Origin of the sequence: Lentzea flava (assembly GCF_014648475.1) — a bacterium.
GTDB lineage: Bacteria > Actinomycetota > Actinomycetes > Mycobacteriales > Pseudonocardiaceae > Lentzea > Lentzea flava.
The window spans coordinates 1-16,117 of the sequence record NZ_BMRE01000032.1 but is presented as its reverse complement, the minus strand read 5'-3'; the positions used below and the strand labels follow the sequence as shown (position 1 = coordinate 16,117).

Sequence of the window (16,117 nt, the reverse complement as noted above, 5' to 3'; positions counted from 1 at the left end):
GGATCGGACGTGCAGAAACAGCCCTATCACCGGTGGCGGGTGGCGGCGTTCACACTGACCGTGTCCATCGGATCCGTGATCGTGGCGGCGTTCCTGGTGGTGGTCCTGCTCACGCTCGTGGGCCTGGTGAGCGCCCCCTTCGCGTAGGCCGGGCCGCCGCACCAGGCACAATGTGCCGGTGGGTGTCTCGGAGGGAGCTGTGGTGGGCCAGGGTCAGTTGCGCGGTGTGGTGGCACTCGACGGTCCGTCCGGCACCGGCAAGTCCACCGTCGCGAAGCGCCTCGCGATGGCGCTGGACGCGCGCTACCTCGACACCGGCTCGATGTACCGGGCGATCACGGTGGCGGTGCTGCGCGCCGGGGTCGACCCGGCGGACGCGCTGAAGGTCGCCGAGGTCGCCGACGGTGCCAAGCTCGTGGTCGGCACCGACCCGTCGGCGCCGGGGATCACGCTGGACGGCGACGACGTGTCGGTGGAGATCCGCGGGCCCGAGGTGACGCTGGCCGTGTCGCCGGTGTCGGCGACCGCGCACGTGCGGGAGCTGCTCGTGGCGCAGCAGCGGGCGATCATCGCGGACGCCGTGGACAACGTGGGCGGCATCGTCGTCGAGGGGCGGGACATCGGCACGGTCGTGTCGCCGGACGCGCCGTTGAAGGTGTACCTGACGGCGTCGGCGGACGCGCGGGCGCAGCGGCGGACCAAGCAGGACAACGCGGCCGGACGCGAGTCCACTGTGGACGCGGTACTCGCGGACGTGCAGCGGCGCGACAACTACGACTCGACGCGCGCGGTCTCGCCGTTGCGGGCGGCCGAGGACGCGGTCGAGGTGGACACGACCGACCTCGACCTCGCGGGCACCGTGGACGCTCTGCTGGACCTCGTCGAACGCCGCGGGCTGCGGGTGACCGGGTGACGGTGCCTGAGGGCAGCCTGGGGTGGCTGTTCGACTTCGGACGCTGGATCGCGCGCGTTCCGTACGCGTGGCAGTTCCGGATTCGGGTGCACGGCCGCGACCGCGTACCCTTGAGCGGCGGCGTGGTCGTCGTCGCCAACCACAGCTCGATGGCCGACGGGCCGATCCTGTTCGGTGTCCTGCCCCGGCGCGTGACGTTCCTGATCAAGCAGGAGATGTTCAAAGGTGTCGTGGGCTACCTGCTGCGCAAGATCGGGCAGATCCCCGTCAAGCGGGGTGAAGCCGACCGCACGGCGCTGACCAGCGCGTTGTCCGTGCTCAAGGCCGGTGGCGTGGTCGGGATCTTCCCCGAGGGCACGCGTGGTGAGGGCGACGTGGCCTCGGCGCAGAACGGCGCGGCGTGGCTCGCGAGGGTCGGCGGCGCGGTGGTGCTGCCGGTTGCGTGCCGCGGCACGTACCAGGCCAAGGGCTGGCGACCCCCGGTCGACGTGCTGATCGGTGAGCCGTTCCACCTCCCGGAGGGGAAGGGGAAGGCCGCTCTCGGCGTTGCCACCGAGCAGGTGCGCGACCGCCTGGCGACACTGGTCGCCGAACTCGATGAACTTCGTGTGAGTGAGGAAAGACGATGACGGACCTGGACGGCACCTGGGAGGACGAGGCCGACTGGTCAGCCTTCGACGACCTCGACGGCTCCGACGGCGAGGAGGCCGCGCCGCCGCAGCCGGTGCTCGCGGTGGTCGGACGGCCGAACGTGGGCAAGTCCACGCTGGTCAACCGCATCATCGGCCGGCGAGAGGCCGTGGTGCAGGACGTGCCCGGCGTCACCCGTGACCGCGTGGCCTACGACGCGCTGTGGAACGGCCGCAAGTTCACCGTGGTCGACACGGGCGGCTGGGAGCCGGACGCGGTGGGCCTGCAGGCCGCCGTGGCCGCGCAGGCCGAGCTCGCGATGGCGACCGCGGACGTGATCCTCGTGGTCGTGGACGCGACGGTGGGCGCGACGACCACGGAGGAGGCCGTCGCGAAGGTGCTGCGCCGGTCGAAGAAGCCGGTGATCCTCTGCGCGTCCAAGGTGGACGACGACCGGCTGATGGCCGACGTCGCGTCGCTGTGGTCGCTGGGGCTCGGCGAGCCGTACCCGGTGTCCGGTCTGCACGGCCGCGGCTCCGGTGACCTGCTCGACGTGATCCTGCAGAAGCTGCCCGAGACACCGCGCGACGACTTCGGTGCGCGTGGCGGCGGCCCGCGGCGCGTGGCGCTGGTCGGCAAGCCGAACGTCGGCAAGTCGTCCCTGCTCAACCGCCTGACCGGCGAGCAGCGCTCGGTCGTCGACTCGGTCGCCGGCACCACGGTCGACCCGGTCGACTCGCTGGTCGAGCTGGACGGCGAGATCTGGCGGTTCGTCGACACCGCCGGCCTGCGCAAGCGGGTGAAGTTCGAGAGCGGCGCCGAGTACTACGCGTCGCTGCGCACCAAGTCGGCGATCGAGACCGCCGAGGTCGCGATCGTGCTGCTGGACGCGCACGAGCCGTTGTCCGAGCAGGACCTCCGCGTGCTGACGATGGTCGTCGAGTCGGGCCGCGCGTGCGTGCTGGCGTTCAACAAGTGGGACCTCGTCGACGAGGACCGCCGCAACGAGATGGTCCGCGAGCTCGAACGCGGCCTGGTGCGCGTGCCGTGGGCGGACAAGGTCAACATCTCCGCCCTGACCGGCCGTTCGGTGCACAAGCTCGCCCCGGCGTTGCGCACGGCCCTGAACTCGTGGGACACCCGCGTCCCGACCGGCCGGCTGAACCAGTGGCTGTCGGACCTGATCGCGGCCACCCCGCCGCCGGTGCGCGGCGGCAAGCAGCCCAAGGTGCTGTTCGCGACCCAGGCCTCGACCCGGCCGCCGACGTTCGTGCTGTTCACGACCGGTTTCCTCGAGGCGGGCTACCGCCGGTTCATCGAGCGCAAGCTGCGTGAGGAGTTCGGCTTCCAGGGGAGCCCGGTCCGCATCTCGGTCCGCGTGCGCGAGAAGAAGAAGGCGGGCTCCGCCAAGAAGTGATCTACAGCGAGAACTTGTTCCTCGCTTCGGTGAGCCGTTCGACCAGCACCGCGCACTCGGCCTGAGTGTGGGTGCTGGTCACCCCGATCCGCAGCCTGCCTTCTCCGGTGGGCACGTGCGGGTGCACGAATGTTCCGACGAAGATCCCGTGGTCCATCAGCCAGTTCGAGACGGCCACGGTCTTGTGCTCGTCGCCGATCAGCACCGGGACGATGTGGCTGGTCGTGCGCATCAGGTTCAGCCCGGCCTCGGTGAGGCCGTCGATGACGAACCTGACGTTCTGGTCGAGCTTGGCGCGCAGCTCGGTGCCGTGTTCCTCGACCAGTTCGAGCGACGCGAGGCTGGCGCCCGCGACGCCAGGTGCGCTGCCGCGTGAGCTCGTGTAGCTCGGGGCGAGGTAGCGCAGCTCGCGTTCGAACTCCTTGCCGGTGAGGACGAACCCGCCGACGCTGCCGAGCGCCTTGCTCATCGTGCCGACCACGGCGTCCACCCGGTCCAGCACACCGAAGTGGTCGGCGACGCCCAGGCCGTTCGGTCCGATCGCGCCGAACGAGTGCGCCTCGTCCACGACCACTTTCGCGTCGTGCTCCCCGGCGAGCGCGGTGATCTCTTTGAGTGGTGCGAAGTCGCCGTCGGCGCTGTACAGGCCGTCGACCAGGATCACCCGGCGGCGCCTGTCCTTCTCCTTGCGCAGCAACGCTTTCAGCTTCTTCACGTTGTTGTGCGGGAACGTCCGCAGCTCGGCGCCGGACAACCAGCTGCCCATGTAGATCGAGATGTGGGCGGTGCGGTCGCAGAGGATCACGTCCTCGTCGGAGGCGATCGTGGAGATCACGGCCAGGTTCGCGGCCATGCCCGACGGGAAGAGGATCGCGGACTCCTTGCCGGACAACGACCTGAGCTTCGCCTCGATGCCGTCGTGCAGCCGGGTGCGGCCGCAGAGCAGTTGCGCGCCGTAGGTGTTCGTGCCGAACTCGCGGATCGCGTCGATCGCGGCTTGCTTGAGTCGTGGGTCCTGGGAGAGGCCGAGGTAGTCGCACGAGCCGAACATGAGCAGGTCGCCGTGCTTCGCGGTCGTGACGTGGTGGCCGCGGTTGGTCTCGATCACCGGGAAGAACGGTGAGACGCCCTCGTCCTCCCACTCGTCGTACAGGGCAGTCGACTTGCCGAACAACGTCACTGGATCCCCCTGGAGAGTGCGGTGCGGTCGGTCTTGCCGTTCGCCGTGCGCGGCAGTTCGGCCACCACGGCGAGTGAGTCGATGATCATGTAGCTGGGCAGACGTTCGGCGCAGTGCCGTTTCAGGCCGACGAGCCCTGGGCGTTTGTCGGTGCGCGGCACGACGACGGCGTGCAGTTTCGCGTCCAGGCCGGTGCCCTTGACGACGACGGCGACCGCGCCGACGTCGGGGTGACTGGCCAGTGCGGTCTCGATTTCGCCGAGCTCGACGCGGTGGCCGCGGACTTTGACCATGGCGTCGCGGCGGCCCGCGTACTCGAGCACCCCATTCGTTCGTCTGCCGAGGTCTCCTGTGCGGTACGGGCCTTGGTGCGGTGGTTCGCCCCAGTAGCCGAGCATGACGGTGGGGCCGTCGACGACGATCTCGCCGTCGACGAGGTCGATCGTGTTGCCACAGCTGGGAGTTCCGATCGGCAGCGGGCGGCTCGGGTCGACGTCGTGCACCTCGTACGACGTGCAGACGTTCGTCTCCGTCGGCCCGTACCAGTTGAACAGCCTGGTGTTCGGCCACGCCTTGCGCAGTTCGAGCACCTGGTCCGACGGGAACGGTTCTCCTGCGAAGATGCAGACGCGCAGGGCGTTGTTTCTGTTCAGCAGGCCGCCTTGCCTCATCATCAGCAGCAGCGCGGACGGCACGGAGTACCAGACCGTGATGCCGCGCGTGACGAGGAATTCCGTGAGTTCTGCCGGGTTGTAGGCGACGTCGCTCGGCACGAGGTCGACCGCGGCGCCCGCGTGGAAGGCGCCGTAGAGGTCGAACACGCTCAGGTCGAAGTTGAACGGGGCGTGGTTGCTGAGCCGATCACCTTGGTGCAGACCGGTTTCTGCTACCGCCCAGGTGACGAACGCCTCGGCGTTGCGGTGGCTGATGCAGACGCCCTTGGGTTCGCCGGTCGAGCCCGAGGTGTAGAGGACGTAGGCGGGGTCGTCCGGCTCCGGCTCGTGGATCTCCGGTGCTGTGCCCGTCGGTACGGTGCGCGGGTCGGTGACGACCAGCTTCGGGCGGGCGCTTTTGATGATCTTGTCGACGCGCGCTTTCGGGTTGGCTGGTGCGACCGGGACGTAGATCGCGCCGATCCGCAGTGCCGCCTGCATCAGGGCGATCGTGTCCGCGCTCTTGTCGGCGTGGATGACGATGCGGTCGCCTCTTCTGACGTTGTGCTGTTGCAGACCTGCGGCTAGGCGGTTCGCGCGGTCGTCGAGCTCTTCGTAGGTGATCGTCGTTGTGCCGTCGTGGATGGCCGGTGCTTGCGGGGTGCGTCCGGCGGCTTCGCTGACGAGCCGGTGCAGTGCGGTCACAGGCCCAGCTCCAGCGCCGCGAGCTGCCGCTGGATGTCCGACGTGCCCGAGAAGATCAGGCCGCCGACGGCGTCCCTGAGGTGCTCCTCGATGCCCTCGTCGGTCTGGTAGCCGCGGCCGCCGAAGAGTTCGACGGCGTCCAGCGCGGTCTGCACGGCGGCCTGCGAGACGGCGAGCTTCGACAGTGCCGCTGGAAGCACGGCGTCGTCGTCCTGATCGATGGCCCAGCACGCCTTGTAGAGCAGCAAACGGGAGCTTTCCAGCCGAAGCTTCATGTCCACGATCCGGTTGCTGACGGACTGGAAGGTGCTGAGCCGCTTCCCGAACTGCTTGCGCCGCTTGACGTGCGTGATGCAGCGCTCGACGAGCCGCTCCTGCACGCCGAGGTAGATCGCGAAGAGGCAGGCGCGTTCCAACAGCATGCCGTGCTGGAACACGAGGCTGCCGTTGCCCAGCACGGCGTCCTCCGGCACCGCGCAGTCGTGGAACTCGACGGTGCCCGCCGCGCAGCCGTTCAGGCCGAGCTTGCCGAACGGCTCGCTCCTGACCAGGCCGGGCGTGCCGGCGTCGACCACGAAACCGGTGGTGCCGAGGTGTTTGGCGTTGGGGTCGGTGACGGCGTAGGTGACGTAGACGTCCGCGATCGGGCCGTTGCTGACGAAGCTCTTCACGCCGTTGAGCACGTAGCCGTTGCCGCTGCGCACGGCGGTGGTCTTCAGCGCCCCGATGTCCGATCCGGCGTCGGGCTCGGTCATCGCGTTGGCGCCGACGAGGGTGCCGTCGCACAGTCCGGGGAGTTTCTTCTTCTGGCTGTCGCTGCCGAACTCGGCGATCGGCAGCGCCACGGCGAAGAGGTGCGCGCCGGCCGCGAAGATCAGCCCGGTGTCGTGGCAACCGTATCCCGCGGCCTCGAAGACCAGGGCGGTGTCGAGCGCGCCGAGCCCCGTCCGCCGTGCTCGACGGGGATCGCGGCGCCGAGCACGCCGAGTTCGCCGAGCCGTTGCCAGTCGTATTCTCCGGCGTCCCGAATTGTCCGGCAGAGCTCTCTTTGCGCCGCCGTCCGGCCGAACTCCATTCCACTCACCCGCGCAATGCCGTGACGAGCCCGGCGATGCTTTCCAGATCCCGGAAGTTCTCCGTCGTGACTTGGGCCGCAGGTACGCGCACGCCGAATTCGTTGCGCACGTATGCCACCAGCCGGGTGGTTTCGATGGACTTGAGGATCCCCCACTCCATCAGCGGTGTCGTGGCCGTGAGCTCCTCGTCCTCCCCGTCCAGGAACTCGTCGCGCACCAGTTCGGTGAGCTTGGCCAGCACGTCGCGGTGGTACTCGTCGGACATGGTTCCCCTATTCCACGTCGGTCCGGTTCCTTCTTTCTACTGCTGAAACGGATTGTTCGGGGACAACACCTGGACTTGTACGACGAAGCGTGAACAAAATGGGGAGCGGGGGAGGTATCCATGGCTCGCAAAGAGCGTCCACTCGACGAAGGAACCAGCCCGCTACTCCGATTCGCCGCGGACCTGCGCGCACTGCGACGGGCGGCGGGCATGCCGACGTATCGCCAGCTCGCGGCGCTGACGCACTACTCGGCCGCGACGCTGTCCGACGCCGCCGGCGGCCGCAAACTGCCCACGCTCGACGTGACCCTGGCCTACGTCCGCGCGTGCGGCGGCGACGAACCGTCGTGGAAACATCGCTGGACCTCACTGGCCGCGCAACCTCCAGATGACAGGGCGAACCGCGCGCCCCAGGTCCGCGCCTTCAACGCGGCAGCCACGATGCTCGCCACCGTGGCGGGCCCCGGCGTCGTCCTGTGGCACATCCCGGACCAGCGCGTGGTGACGGTGCTACCGCTGCTGGGCCCACCGTTGCGCGCGTTGGTCTTCACGTCCGATGACACCCACGTGATCGGAGTGCACACAGATGGTGTCGTGACCACTTGGGTGATCTAGTTGCCCTTTGGCATGGGGTGCGGTTGGTTGGTTTGGTGGCCGTACGAGTGGTGCTAGCCGACGACGAGGCCCTGCTGCGGCGGGGCCTGAAGGTCCTCCTGGAAGCCGACGGACGGGTGGAGGTGGTCGGCGAGGCCGCCGACGGCGCCGAACTCGTCGAGGTGGTCCTCGCCTGCCTACCGGACGTCGTCCTGGTCGACGTGCAGATGCCGGGCGTCGACGGCCTGGAGGCGGTCCGCCGGCTGCGCACCTGGGCCACCCCGCCGGCCATCGCCGTGCTGACGACGTTCGACCTGGACGACTACGTGGCCACGGCCCTGGACCTGGGCGCCCAGGGCTTCCTGCTGAAGGACGCCGAGCCGGAAACCCTGGTCCGCGCCGTGGTGGACCTGGCGGCGGGCGGCGCCGTCCTCGACCCCCGCATCACCGCCCGCCTGCTACCCCGCCTGCGCGGCTTCCGCGCGAACCGCCACCTGGACTCCCTGTCGGCCCGCGAACGCCAGGTCCTGGAACTCCTCGCCGGCGGCCGCTCGAACCACTCGATCGCCGAGGAACTGTGCCTCTCCGAGGCCACGGTGAAGAGCTACGTCTCCACCGTCCTCACCAAGCTGGGCGTGGAAAACCGGGTGCAGGCGGCTCTGGTCGCGCACCAGGTCGGTGTGTGGTGAAGCCGCTCTACCGCGAAATCCTCACCGTGGGCATCGCCACGGGAGTCGTCCTGCTGACCCAGGACCGCCCGTTCCCGTGGTCGTTCTGGACCGCCGTGGGCGCCTCTCTCCTGCTGCCCGTACGCCTGCGCTGGCCGTGGCTGGCATCGCTGCTGTGCGTCCCGGCCGTAGCAGGCGGCCTGGGCTGGGCCCCGGCCCTGGTGGCCCAATACCGCCTGGGCCGCAAGGAAAAGTCCATCCCGATCCAACTCTTCTGGGTGGTCCTGCAAACCGTAGCCGCCATAGCCCCGGTCCTCCTGACCGAATCCATCCCCCTGGGCTCCCTGCTGCTAGCCACCGCCTTCGCCTTCGGCCTGGCAGGCGCCCCCACAGCCCTCGGCGCCCTCGTCACCACCCGCAAGGACCTGACCCGGTCCCTCTACGAAACCCGCAGAGCCCGAGCCGCAGAACTGGAAGCCCAGGAAACCTCGGCCCGAGCCGCCGAACGAGCCCGGATAGCCCGAGAAATCCACGACGCCGTAGGCCACCACGCCACCCTGATAGCCGTCGAATCGGCCGCCCTGGCCGCCACCGCCACCGACCCGGCCGTCCGCGAGACAGCCCTGCGCCTACGCGCCCTGGCAAAGGAATCCCTGTCGGAAATGCGCGCCGCCCTGGGCCTCCTGAACTCCGACACGTCGTACCCGTCCCTCCAGGAACTGATCGACCGCGCCCGCGTGGCCGGCGTCTCCGTGACGCTGTCCGAAACGGGCGACGCCCCACTGTCCCCCGCCGTCTCCCGCGCGCTGTTCCGAGTGGTCCAAGAAGCCCTGACCAACGTGACGAAACACGCCCCAGGAGCCACCGTGACGGTGACCGTGGACCGCTCATCCCCAGTGCGCGTCTCCGTGGTGAACGGCCCAGGCACCCTGCCCGCCCTCGACGAAGGCGGCGGCGCGGGCCTGCACGGCCTGTCCGAACGAGTCCGCCTGGCCGGCGGCACCCTCACCACCTCGTACCGAGCGGACGGCGGCTTCAGCGTCTCCGCCGTCCTACCACCCGGTAAGTCGAAGGTTGACGGACAAGACTCGACTTTCGGCGGTGGTGCCCGCTCCTCGGCCACCGCATAGTTCTCGGTGTCGGTCGAGGATCGGGGGATCGGTCGGACCGAGGGACGCGGGGACCCGTACGCCGGGTCCCCGCCGTATTTCCGCAGCTCCGACCCGGTGCCGGGGGCCGTTTTTGATCTCTGTTCAGGGTGTTGTAGGATTCTTCCTGCACGCCGGGGAACCGGGAGTGTGGCCGGGACGTGGCGCAGTTTGGTAGCGCACTTGACTGGGGGTCAAGGGGTCGCAGGTTCAAATCCTGTCGTCCCGACGGTCGGAGAAAGCCCCTCTGATTCAGGCGAAATGCCTGGTCAGAGGGGCTTTCTTATGTATCCAGCCTGATCATGCTCGTGGTCACGCCTGGGGACCAATTGGGGACCTGAGTGACTATGTGAGTGACAACGGTCTAACTCGCCACCGGGAAGATGTCGTCCATCGTGATGGCCGCGTGCTGCATCACGGGCACGATCTGGTGGCGGTAGACCGTCTCCGTCACCGTCGTGCTGCTGTGGCCGACCAGGCGCGCGATGTCCTCGATCTTCACGCCGGACGCGGACAGCACCGAGACGACGCTGTGCCGCATCTCCCGCGGCGTCCACTCCTTGGCGTTGAGACCAGCGGCCTTGACGACCCTGCGGAACGAGCGGCGGACGTTGTGGGAGTCCAGCTCCGTGCCGACCAGCGACGCGAACACGAGGCCATGTTCCTGCCACTTCTTGCCCGCGAGCTTGCGCTTGGCCTCCTGGTAGTCGCGGTGCACCTTCAACGCCTCGACACACCGTGTCGGCATGGCGAGCGTCCTCCGCGACTTCTTCGTCTTGGTGTCCCCACCCTCCCGCACAGACCTCCACACCGAGATAGACGGCAGCACAACCGGAACGGCGTCCGGCTTGCCGACCAGGTCGACGTGGTCCCACGTCAATGCACGCAGTTCCTCAGTGCGCGCGCCGATCAGCAAAGACAACACGATGTAGGCGTACATCGGCGTGTTCTCCGATGCTTTCAACACCGCTTCCACCTGGTCGAAAGTGAGCGACTTGGACGGACGGCCGTCCTGACCAATCGGCACCTCGCACAACTGCACGACGTTGCGCTTCACCATGTCTCGCTTCTGTGCCATGCGCGGCGTCGCTGGCCGTCCTCGGTGACGGCCTCGATCCACAGTCCGTCGGCCAGGCGATCTCTGAGCTGTTCATAGCGTTGGTGAGCAGGTCGAGGCTCGACGGCGGCCTGTCCGCCGGGTTGTTGGCGCTCGTCCTGGCGATCCTGCTGCTCGGGCTGCTGATCGGCTATGTCGTGCGGGTTGCGCTCACCGTCATCTGGCTGGGCGGTGCACCACTGGCGCTGATGTGTCACGGCTTGCCGCAGACCGAAGGTGTGGCGCAGTGGTACTGGCGCGTCGGAGGCGGAGTGCCCGGCATCCAAGTCGGGCAGAGTCTGGCGCTGATCTGTGCGTTGAAGGTGTTCCTGCAGCCAGGTGGTTTCACATTCACCGGTACGCCAACGCCGGACGGGATCGTCAACCTCATCGTTCTCATCGCGCTGGTGTGGATCCTGGTGAAGATCCCGACGTGGGTGCTGCACCAGGCCCGGATCGGCGGTGGGCACCGCTCGTTTCTCGGCGGTCTGGCGTACGCCTTCGCCTTCGGCAAAGCCATGGCACTCGTATCCGGAGGCCGTCTCGGCTTCGCGGGTGCTCGGGCAGCGCACAGAACTGGTGGAGCAAGCCGCACACCGCCCGGCGCGGGAGACCCACCGTGGCCCGCACAGCCACGTCTGGCCCCGACGCCGGAGATGGTCACCAAGCGGCTCAAGGACGCCTACGACGCGGAACGCATGCGTGCCGCGCGCCGGCCACGAGTGCCCTCACAAGCACCCCAGTTCCTCCAGCCGCAGCCACAACAGACCATCCACGATCCCGCCGTCGTGCCCGCGACGCTCGGACCGGCTCTGCCCGAGTTCAGCTCCGACCCTGCCGACGTGACCCCGCCGTCCCCGCCGGACCTGCTCGACGGGCCCGTCTGATCACCAACCGCAAAAGGAGCCAACCGATGTGCATCATCACGTCCCGCCCGGACGGCCGCGCGTTCTCGCCAACCGGCGCGGCTGCGCTGGCGGCGGCGCTGCGTGGCCATCGGGTCATCCCGCTGTGACCGCGCAGCAAGGTCCCTGCCTACCACGGCGCGAAGGACTGCACGGGCAGCGGGGCCTGCCGCGACGGGCACGCCGGGTGGGAACAACAGGCCACCAGCGACCCGCACCAGCTGCGGGCCTGGTGGCGCGCCCGGCCCGACCTCAACGTCGCGATCGCGACCGGCGCGTCCGGGCTGCACGTGCTCGACCTCGACCGGGCCGCGGGCGAGGCCGCACCCGAGCGGTGGCGCGGTGCGCGGCACGGCCGCGACGTCCTCGCCCGCATCGCGGCCGAAGCCGGACGGGCCTACCTGGGCGACACCTACGCCGTGCGCATCCCAACGGTGGCCACCACCTCTACTACCGGGTGCCGACGGGATCGAGTTGCGCAACACCGTCGGCCTGCTCGGCTGGCGCATCGACAGCCGCGGCCACGGCGGATTCATCGTCGCCGCCGGCTCCGTCCTGCGGACCGGGCGGTACCGCGTCGAGTCGGACCGGCCCATCGCCGACCTCCCCGCCTGGCTCCTCCCGCTGCTCACCCCACCCACGCGCGCACCCGAGCCGATCGATGCCGCCGTGCTCGGGGACACGGCGTTGCCCTGGCCGAACGGCGCCGCCGCGACAACTACCTGCGCACCGTCACCGGCCGGGTGGCCGCCGCGCCGGTCGGCCAGCGCCGCCGCACCCCTGCTGCGCGCCGCCGCCACCCTAGGGCGGCTCGTCGCCGGCGGCGAATACGACCACGACGAAGCCGCCGCAGCCCTGCACCAGGCCGCCGCCCGGCTGCGCGGATTCCCCGCACGCGAAGCCACCCGCACCATCACCGACGGCCTCACCTGGGGCGCGCAGCGTCCCCGCCGCCTGTCCGCCTGACCCAACCCTCGAACCGGAGGCCCGCCCATGCCCGCATCCGACGAACCCGCAAACCCCGATTCCGGCCGTGACGACGAGCCCGACGAACGCCGAGAAGTGTGGACCTACGCCGGTATCCGCTGGGACGGCAAGCTGCACTACGCCTGGTGGGACGACTCAGAGCTGCTGCACTACCGCAAGCGCCTCGTCACCGTGGCTGTCGGCGGGCAGGCCGAGCTGAGTGTGCGCCGCAGCGACGACCTCATCACCGTGATGACCGGCCCGGCGCAGCCCAACCGCGCCCTGGCCACCCCCGTCTCGACAACGCCGAGCTGGTTCACCGGTGGGCTGCCGCCGGCCTCGCCGCCGTGGCTGAACGTGACGCGCAGCGCATCGACCCCTTGGACGACCTGCTGCGGCCGCTGCAGCACCTCGCGCCGCAGCTGACCACTGTGCAGCGCCGTGCGCTGGCCATCCGGATCCTGCAGGCCCTGCACCTGTGACCCAGCGCCACCCCGCCATCCAGAACAACGTGCGAGGAGCCGCTATCCCATGTCCGAGACCACCGGCCAACAGCAGCCGACCGATCCCGCCTCCGCCGGCGGCACCAGTTGGCCGTCGTGGTAGGCGCGGCGCACTTCTCGCCACACGGCGGCCTGGATCAGGCGGTCCTTGCTCTCGTACTTCCGGTACACGGTCATCCGGCCGACACCGGCCCGCCGCACAATGTCCTCGACGCGGGCGCGTCGCAGCCCGAACCGTTGGAATTCCTCCACGGCGGCGTCGAGGATGCGGTCGGCGAGTGAGTCGGCCGGCTCGGGTCGGCGAGTTGTGTGAGGAGTTCGGTGAACATCGCAACCTACGCGGCTGCGCGCCGCAACGCTTCGTAGGCGTAGGGGATCATCCTGTGCCGCTCCGGCAGGACGCCGGTCGCCGCGCGCAATGATCGCAGTGCCGCGCGGTACTCGGATTCGCGGGCCCGGCTCCAGCGCACCCCCCACATGTCGCGCAGTTCCGGTGGGAACGCGCCGTAGACCAGCGTCCGCGCCACATGACCGCCGGGTGGCCGCACGATCGGCCACGCCGACGAGAACGTTGTCCCAGGCGGTCGTGCCGGCGGCGAACTGCATCATCATCATGAAGGTGCTGAGCGCTTCTCCATAGCTCTCGGGGAGGCCAACGGCGACGTGATCGACTCCTCGTTCGGTGAGTGGGGACTGTAAAACGTTCGGTGTAACTCCTGATCATGGAAGTGCACCTGATGACCGACATGATGTCCGGCGTGGAGAACTCTGAGGACTCGAAGCCCGCGACTGGTCCGGACGGCCTGGACGAGCAGCTCGTCGCGCAGCTGCTGGAGTCCGCGCTCGAGGGCGAGATCACCGACCACCTCGGCGATGACAAGCACGACCCGGCCGGCCGCGGGACTGGCAACTCGCGCAACGGCATCCGCTCGAAGACCGTGCTGACTGATGCCGGCCCGGTCGAGATCGATGTGCCGCGGGATCGGGACGCGAGCTTCGAGCCCAAGATCGTGGCGAAGCGGCAGAGGCGCCTGGGTGGTGTGGACAAGATGGTGATTTCGTTGCCGCCAAGGGACTCACGACCGGAGAGATCTCCGCGCACCTGGCCGAGGCCTATGGCGCCGAAGTGTCGCAGCAGACCATCTCCACGATCACCGACAAGGTGATCGAGGGCATGGTCGAGTGGCAGAACCGCCCCTCGACGCGGTGTACCCGGTGATCTTCATCGACGCGATCCACGTCAAGATCCGCGACGGCCAGGTGGCCAACCGGCCGATCTACATCGCACTCGCGGTCACCTGCGAAGGACGTCGCGACATTCTCGGGGTGTGGGCCGGCGATGGTGGCGAGGGCGCCAGGTACTGGCTGCACGTGCTCACCGAGCTCAAGAACCGAGGCGTGGCCGACGTGCTCATGGTGGTCTGCGACGGGCTGACCGGCTTGCCGCACGCGATCACCACCGTCTGGCCGCAGACGATCACCCAGACCTGCGTGGTTCACTTGCTGCGCAACAGCTTCCGCTACGCGGGCCGGCAGCACTGGGACGCGATCGCCAAGGCTCTCAACCAGTCTGCACCGCGCAGACCGAAGCCGCCGCCCGCGAGCGGTTCGCCGAGTTCACCGACGCCTGGGGCACCCGGTATCCGGCGATCGTGCGGTTGTGGGACAACGCCTGGGCCGAGTTCGTGCCGTTCCTGGCCTTCGATCCTGAGATCCGCCGGGTGATCTGCTCGACCAACGCCATCGAGAGCGTCAACGCTCGCATCCGCCGCGCCGTCAAGGCCCGCGGCCACTTCCCCAACGAGCAGGCCGCGCTCAAGTGCGTCTACATGGCCATCATGAGCCTGGACCCGACCGGCACCGGCCGCAAACGCTGGACCCTGCGGTGGAAGCCGGCTTTGAACGCGTTCGAGATCGCCTTCGGCGGCCGCCTGGCCGCCGGACGCAAGTAGTTTCCTTCAACCCGAATTACACCGTTCGTTTGACAGACCCGCACGTTCCTGCTGGCCGAGTTGCGGACGGAGGAGGTGTACGCCGCGATCGACGAAGTCAACGGATGGCGTGATCCCTTGAACTCGATCAAGGTTGTCGCGCTGGACCTCGATGGCAACGAGGTACGGCCGAAGGAGCCACTGCGCAAGTACGTAGTGGGTGCGGCGCGCCTGGAAGTGGATGAATGGTCACCGTTACTACGCCACGGCGGGGCAGTGGTTCCGGGTTGATCTGGAGTACGCGGAGATCGTGGACCGCTACCTCCAGGACAACGTGCCGGATGTGACGGACAGCTGGACCTGCCGAAGTGGGATGACGACTTCCTCAAGGCGAACGTCAAAGGCAAGTACGGCGAGGACCGCTACAACAGGTACAGCTGTGACCAGCTCGGACATGGTTTGCTGGACCGTGACTTCTATCGGGGCCGGGCTGGCGAGCAGGTCGAGATCTGTGACCAGCTGACGCCGGCCAAGCAACTCGTATGCGTCAAGCGCATGGACGGTTCCGACAAGATGAGCCACCTGTTCCAGCAAGGGTCGGTGTCAGCAAGCTTGATCATGACGAACGACGCCTACCGGGCGAAGCTGATGGCGAAGCTACGCGAACTCGTTGCCGACGCGGAGTTTGGAAACGCCACCGAGTGGACGATGGTGTACGCGGTGGCGACGAGCAAGGATGGAAACCTGAAGGACATCATGCCGTTCTTTTCTCGTGCCGCCTTGCGGATCCATTCGATCGCGATCAAGGCAACCGGCATCAAAGTTGCTGTGGCCAAGATCGATCGCTGAGTCCGCCACTGTTGAGCCATCCGCACGCTCCCTAACGCCCGTTGGAGCTCCAGTCCTTCGTCAGTGCGGTTCTTAACGCGGGCCAGCGGCCGTCCATCGCGTGGCGCCTCCCTCGACGTGCTACGTCCGGCCGTCGACTGTTGATCTTCGCGAGCGTTGTCACCTGACCTTGAACGTGGCTGACCCGCTTATCGCGGGTGAGTACGGGAAAGGCGGCGTGCGATGCTGTTGACTGCTTCTCCTGATCGGCTGGTCCGAGGTCGTCCTGGGGTGCTGCAGGCGATCGGTGCGACGAGGTCGTCCATGGACGATGTTCCGGAAGTCGTCCATGAGGTCCTGTGGGGTGAAGCGGAGCGGCGGGTCGTTCCGCTGCTGGGCAGGAGGAGGTGGAACTGCAGTACATCAGAGCGAAGCTACGTGAGCGTTCTGATGAGAATTTTGTTGACAAAGCTCCAAGGTATTCTCGCCTGCTTTAGGCGCAGTTGGTTCCCTTTACCGGTGAGTGTTGAGAGATTTTGGTGCTCAGCGATTGTGAGAGTTGGATCGGGTGGGTCGACGCCAATGCCGCTAAGTTAAGCGGCCCTGCCGAAGATGTGCAGCTCGGGCGGCATGTCGTGG

At 68.3% G+C, this 16,117-nt stretch carries 18 protein-coding genes, 1 tRNA gene and 2 pseudogenes; 14 read left to right on the top strand and 7 right to left on the bottom strand.

All coding sequences use genetic code 11. The features are described 5' to 3' along the window. Nucleotides 1-9: 9 nt before the first annotated feature. The 4 genes from IEZ09_RS29350 to der are packed head-to-tail and all read left to right on the top strand — an operon-like array spanning nt 10 to nt 2,960. On the top strand, nt 10-147 hold the full coding sequence (locus IEZ09_RS29350) for a hypothetical protein (RefSeq protein ID WP_189257029.1): 138 nt from the start codon (nt 10-12) through the stop codon (nt 145-147). A gap of 55 nt (nt 148-202) precedes the next feature. Next, complete coding sequence (gene cmk / locus IEZ09_RS29345) at nt 203-913, top strand: (d)CMP kinase (RefSeq protein WP_229813055.1); 711 nt, start codon at nt 203-205, stop codon at nt 911-913. Then, a complete protein-coding gene (locus IEZ09_RS29340) occupies nt 910-1,542 on the top strand; it encodes a lysophospholipid acyltransferase family protein (protein ID WP_189257028.1) in 633 nt (210 codons plus the stop codon). Before cmk ends, IEZ09_RS29340 begins: the two co-directional genes overlap by 4 nt. Continuing rightward, entirely contained in the window at nt 1,539-2,960 is a 1,422-nt protein-coding gene (gene der, locus IEZ09_RS29335; RefSeq protein ID WP_189257027.1) for a ribosome biogenesis GTPase Der, read from the top strand. Before IEZ09_RS29340 ends, der begins: the two co-directional genes overlap by 4 nt. Nucleotide 2,961: 1 nt before the next feature. Here der and IEZ09_RS29330 read toward each other — a convergent pair whose 3' ends face one another. From IEZ09_RS29330 to IEZ09_RS29315, 4 genes are all read right to left on the bottom strand, one after another. Further along, the gene (locus tag IEZ09_RS29330) at nt 2,962-4,140 is read right to left on the bottom strand and encodes an aminotransferase class I/II-fold pyridoxal phosphate-dependent enzyme (protein WP_229813054.1); all 1,179 of its coding nucleotides are present in this window, start codon (nt 4,138-4,140) and stop codon (nt 2,962-2,964) included. Continuing rightward, entirely contained in the window at nt 4,137-5,498 is a 1,362-nt protein-coding gene (locus IEZ09_RS29325; RefSeq protein ID WP_189257026.1) for an AMP-binding protein, read from the bottom strand. The genes IEZ09_RS29330 and IEZ09_RS29325 overlap by 4 nt, the downstream gene beginning before the upstream one ends. Then, nucleotides 5,495-6,505 carry an acyl-CoA dehydrogenase family protein gene (locus IEZ09_RS29320; protein WP_268247656.1) on the bottom strand — a complete coding sequence of 337 codons (1,011 nt, stop codon included), beginning with the start codon at nt 6,503-6,505 and terminating at the stop codon, nt 5,495-5,497. Before IEZ09_RS29320 ends, IEZ09_RS29325 begins: the two co-directional genes overlap by 4 nt. A gap of 73 nt (nt 6,506-6,578) precedes the next feature. After that, nucleotides 6,579-6,839: an acyl carrier protein gene (locus IEZ09_RS29315; RefSeq protein WP_189257025.1), complete on the bottom strand. Its 261-nt coding sequence runs from the start codon at nt 6,837-6,839 to the stop codon at nt 6,579-6,581. Nucleotides 6,840-6,959: 120 nt separating this feature from the next. Between IEZ09_RS29315 and IEZ09_RS47745 the strand changes: the two genes are divergently transcribed. The 4 genes from IEZ09_RS47745 to IEZ09_RS29295 all read left to right on the top strand — a co-directional run bounded on the left by IEZ09_RS47745 (nt 6,960) and on the right by IEZ09_RS29295 (nt 9,478). Beyond that, nucleotides 6,960-7,454 carry a helix-turn-helix domain-containing protein gene (locus IEZ09_RS47745; RefSeq protein ID WP_189257024.1) on the top strand — a complete coding sequence of 165 codons (495 nt, stop codon included), beginning with the start codon at nt 6,960-6,962 and terminating at the stop codon, nt 7,452-7,454. A gap of 35 nt (nt 7,455-7,489) precedes the next feature. Continuing rightward, nucleotides 7,490-8,122 carry a response regulator gene (locus IEZ09_RS29305; RefSeq protein ID WP_189257023.1) on the top strand — a complete coding sequence of 211 codons (633 nt, stop codon included), beginning with the start codon at nt 7,490-7,492 and terminating at the stop codon, nt 8,120-8,122. Continuing rightward, nucleotides 8,116-9,231 carry a sensor histidine kinase gene (locus IEZ09_RS29300; protein ID WP_229813053.1) on the top strand — a complete coding sequence of 372 codons (1,116 nt, stop codon included), beginning with the start codon at nt 8,116-8,118 and terminating at the stop codon, nt 9,229-9,231. The genes IEZ09_RS29305 and IEZ09_RS29300 overlap by 7 nt, the downstream gene beginning before the upstream one ends. 173 nt (nt 9,232-9,404) lie before the next feature. Next, nucleotides 9,405-9,478, top strand: a tRNA-Pro gene (locus IEZ09_RS29295). Between the two features lie 135 nt (nt 9,479-9,613). Here the strand turns inward: IEZ09_RS29295 and IEZ09_RS29290 are convergent. Beyond that, nucleotides 9,614-10,327, bottom strand: a complete 714-nt coding sequence (locus IEZ09_RS29290) for a site-specific integrase (RefSeq protein WP_189257022.1) — start codon at nt 10,325-10,327, stop codon at nt 9,614-9,616. An 83-nt stretch (nt 10,328-10,410) separates the two neighbouring features. Here IEZ09_RS29290 and IEZ09_RS29285 point away from each other — a divergent pair, with 83 nt between their 5' ends. From IEZ09_RS29285 to IEZ09_RS29275, 3 genes and pseudogenes are all read left to right on the top strand, one after another. Beyond that, entirely contained in the window at nt 10,411-11,232 is an 822-nt protein-coding gene (locus IEZ09_RS29285) for a hypothetical protein (protein WP_189257021.1), read from the top strand. A gap of 191 nt (nt 11,233-11,423) precedes the next feature. Beyond that, nucleotides 11,424-12,216 (top strand): annotated as a pseudogene (locus IEZ09_RS29280) (bifunctional DNA primase/polymerase); the annotation flags it as partial. A gap of 27 nt (nt 12,217-12,243) precedes the next feature. Then, nucleotides 12,244-12,642: a hypothetical protein gene (locus IEZ09_RS29275; protein ID WP_189257019.1), complete on the top strand. Its 399-nt coding sequence runs from the start codon at nt 12,244-12,246 to the stop codon at nt 12,640-12,642. A gap of 98 nt (nt 12,643-12,740) precedes the next feature. On the opposite strand, the gene IEZ09_RS29270 is transcribed toward IEZ09_RS29275, so the two are convergent. Together IEZ09_RS29270 and IEZ09_RS29265 are read right to left on the bottom strand one after the other, a co-directional pair. Beyond that, nucleotides 12,741-12,986 (bottom strand): helix-turn-helix domain-containing protein, encoded by a 246-nt coding sequence (locus tag IEZ09_RS29270; RefSeq protein WP_268247655.1) that lies wholly within the window; start codon nt 12,984-12,986, stop codon nt 12,741-12,743. A gap of 68 nt (nt 12,987-13,054) precedes the next feature. Beyond that, entirely contained in the window at nt 13,055-13,267 is a 213-nt protein-coding gene (locus IEZ09_RS29265; protein WP_189257017.1) for an oxygenase MpaB family protein, read from the bottom strand. A gap of 189 nt (nt 13,268-13,456) precedes the next feature. On the opposite strand from IEZ09_RS29265, the pseudogene IEZ09_RS29260 reads away from it, so the two are divergent. The 3 genes and pseudogenes from IEZ09_RS29260 to IEZ09_RS29250 all read left to right on the top strand — a co-directional run bounded on the left by IEZ09_RS29260 (nt 13,457) and on the right by IEZ09_RS29250 (nt 15,499). After that, nucleotides 13,457-14,671, top strand: a pseudogene (locus IEZ09_RS29260) (IS256 family transposase). 75 nt (nt 14,672-14,746) lie between these two features. Continuing rightward, nucleotides 14,747-14,941: a hypothetical protein gene (locus IEZ09_RS29255; protein WP_189257016.1), complete on the top strand. Its 195-nt coding sequence runs from the start codon at nt 14,747-14,749 to the stop codon at nt 14,939-14,941. A gap of 63 nt (nt 14,942-15,004) precedes the next feature. Beyond that, on the top strand, nt 15,005-15,499 hold the full coding sequence (locus tag IEZ09_RS29250) for a DUF6119 family protein (RefSeq protein ID WP_189257094.1): 495 nt from the start codon (nt 15,005-15,007) through the stop codon (nt 15,497-15,499). The last annotated feature ends 618 nt before the right edge of the window (nt 15,500-16,117 follow it).

What these genes read in the sequence shown, in the direction of transcription:
- IEZ09_RS29315 (WP_189257025.1), bottom strand. Translation starts at nt 6,839, where the DNA reads ATGTCCGACGAGTACCACCGCGACGTGCTGGCCAAGCTCACCGAACTG.
- IEZ09_RS29275 (WP_189257019.1), top strand. Translation starts at nt 12,244, where the DNA reads ATGCCCGCATCCGACGAACCCGCAAACCCCGATTCCGGCCGTGACGAC.
- IEZ09_RS47745 (WP_189257024.1), top strand. Translation starts at nt 6,960, where the DNA reads ATGGCTCGCAAAGAGCGTCCACTCGACGAAGGAACCAGCCCGCTACTC.
- der (WP_189257027.1), top strand. Translation starts at nt 1,539, where the DNA reads ATGACGGACCTGGACGGCACCTGGGAGGACGAGGCCGACTGGTCAGCC.
- IEZ09_RS29290 (WP_189257022.1), bottom strand. Translation starts at nt 10,327, where the DNA reads ATGGCACAGAAGCGAGACATGGTGAAGCGCAACGTCGTGCAGTTGTGC.